Below are 989 nucleotides of genomic sequence, written 5' to 3'. Positions count from 1 at the left end.
ATTTTTCCGCTTCTGCTATTCGGGCTGATTCTTTTTCTAAAAATCCGACAGAGCGGCTCTTCATGTTTTAAATTTTGGCTAACGTTCTCGTGCAAACAGCGTGCTAGGCCGTCGGCCGTAGCATGTTGTTTGCACAATGTTGTGTGGTGTTTTTCTTTAAAATATTTAAATAACTAGCTTTTGAAATTTTAGTCATTGTTCCATAAATTAAATTCATCATCTTCATACGCTGCACGATACATATCATTTAATTCACTCTGACTATAACCAGTATCATAGCTCTCTTCTTCAGTATAAACATAAATAGGCTCTACATATTTCTCAGGCATTAAAACTTTCCTTAAGCTTTCTAAGGTTGAATCAACCTTTACATGGTTTTTTCTGAGTCTTTCTGCAATAATATCTTCAAAATCAAATCTTTTATATATCGTATTTTTAAATTTAGTGTTTGTAATTAATTCTGATTCTAAGAAATGCCTAATTAAAAGTTCGATAGCTTTAATCCAAACTATACCTTCAGAGTAATATGTAATACTATCTACAATAATATTATGTAAGTGCTCTAAGAAATTCGTAAGCTGCTTTTCTCCCTCAATCAAAGAGATTTTTAAAAACTTAATTATTTCCCCATTGATTATTTCATACATTGGTTCAATGATAAAGAATCTAGTTTCTCTATTGGAAAAATCAAGCTTATCTCCGTCACTTTTTAAAGCTGGTTCTTTTATTAAAAAACAATTTTGTAAGTACAAGCTATCAAATTGTGGCCTCCAAGTATCCATGGGATGGCTATCCCTTCTTTGGGAAAATTTAATATCCTCAAATTTCAGTACTTTCTGTTTTTCTTCTTGATATGTGTGCTGAATATAAAATTTACTAATCATTTTTTATTTTTTAAATACCACACAACGGTTAGTATAAACAACGAGCTAGGCCGTCGGCCGTGGCTTGATGTTTATACAGTGTTGGGTGGTGTTATTCTATTTCTC

At 31.9% G+C, this 989-nt stretch carries 1 protein-coding gene; it reads right to left on the bottom strand.

Features of this window, described 5'->3' with window-relative positions; genetic code table 11:
• Nucleotides 1–188: 188 nt before the first annotated feature.
• Nucleotides 189–884: a hypothetical protein gene (locus HHO50_RS20900; RefSeq protein ID WP_181309088.1), complete on the bottom strand. Its 696-nt coding sequence runs from the start codon at nt 882–884 to the stop codon at nt 189–191.
• Nucleotides 885–989: the final 105 nt, after the last annotated feature.

It is taken from the genome of Rufibacter sp. XAAS-G3-1 (assembly GCF_013623775.1).
In the GTDB taxonomy this organism is placed as follows: domain Bacteria; phylum Bacteroidota; class Bacteroidia; order Cytophagales; family Hymenobacteraceae; genus Nibribacter.
This window is presented reverse-complemented; position numbering and strand designations above follow the sequence as displayed.